Genomic DNA, 1,464 nt, shown 5'->3' on the forward strand with positions numbered 1-1,464 from the left:
AATTAATCTGTATCAGCTGAAAATCGACTGTCTCTGCTTCGCCAAAACATCTTCGGCGTTGTAAGGTTAAGCCTCACGGTTCATTAGTACTGGTTAGCTCAATACATCGCTGCACTTACACACCCAGCCTATCAACGTCGTAGTCTTCAACGTTCCTTCAGGACTCTCAAGGAGTCAGGGAGAACTCATCTCGGGGCAAGTTTCGTGCTTAGATGCTTTCAGCACTTATCTTTTCCGCATTTAGCTACCGGGCAATGCCATTGGCATGACAACCCGAACACCAGTGATGCGTCCACTCCGGTCCTCTCGTACTAGGAGCAGCCCCCCTCAATTCTCCAGCGCCCACGGCAGATAGGGACCGAACTGTCTCACGACGTTCTAAACCCAGCTCGCGTACCACTTTAAACGGCGAACAGCCGTACCCTTGGGACCTACTTCAGCCCCAGGATGTGATGAGCCGACATCGAGGTGCCAAACACCGCCGTCGATATGAACTCTTGGGCGGTATCAGCCTGTTATCCCCGGAGTACCTTTTATCCGTTGAGCGATGGCCCTTCCATTCAGAACCACCGGATCACTATGACCTGCTTTCGCACCTGCTCGAGCCGTCACTCTCGCAGTCAAGCTAGCTTATGCCATTGCACTAACCTCCTGATGTCCGACCAGGATTAGCTAACCTTCGTGCTCCTCCGTTACTCTTTAGGAGGAGACCGCCCCAGTCAAACTACCCACCAGACACTGTCCGCAACCCGGATCACGGGTCTACGTTAGAACACCAGCCATTAAAGGGTGGTATTTCAAGGTTGGCTCCACGCAGACTGGCGTCCACGCTTCAAAGCCTCCCACCTATCCTACACATCAAGGACCAGTGTTCAGTGTCAAGCTATAGTAAAGGTTCACGGGGTCTTTCCGTCTTGCCGCGGGTACACTGCATCTTCACAGCGAGTTCAATTTCACTGAGTCTCGGGTGGAGACAGCCTGGCCATCATTACGCCATTCGTGCAGGTCGGAACTTACCCGACAAGGAATTTCGCTACCTTAGGACCGTTATAGTTACGGCCGCCGTTTACCGGGGCTTCGATCAAGAGCTTCGCGTTGCCGCTAACCCCATCAATTAACCTTCCGGCACCGGGCAGGCGTCACACCGTATACGTCCACTTTCGTGTTTGCACAGTGCTGTGTTTTTAATAAACAGTTGCAGCCAGCTGGTATCTTCGACTGGTTTCAGCTCCGTCCGCAGGGACTTCACCTACACACCAGCGTGCCTTCTCCCGAAGTTACGGCACCATTTTGCCTAGTTCCTTCACCCGAGTTCTCTCAAGCGCCTTGGTATTCTCTACCTGACCACCTGTGTCGGTTTGGGGTACGATTTGATGTTACCTGATGCTTAGAGGCTTTTCCTGGAAGCAGGGCATTTGTTACTTCAGCACCGTAGTGCCTCGTCATCACACCTCAGCGTTAAAA

The 1,464-nt window shown here is 52.6% G+C and carries 1 rRNA gene; it reads right to left on the minus strand.

Going from position 1 to position 1,464, the window contains the following annotated elements:
* Window positions 1-62: 62 nt before the first annotated feature.
* A 23S ribosomal RNA gene (locus ETG88_RS21080) occupies window positions 63-1,464 on the minus strand; the annotation flags it as partial.

This window comes from Lelliottia nimipressuralis (genome assembly GCF_004115925.1).
Lineage (GTDB): Bacteria > Pseudomonadota > Gammaproteobacteria > Enterobacterales > Enterobacteriaceae > Enterobacter > Enterobacter nimipressuralis.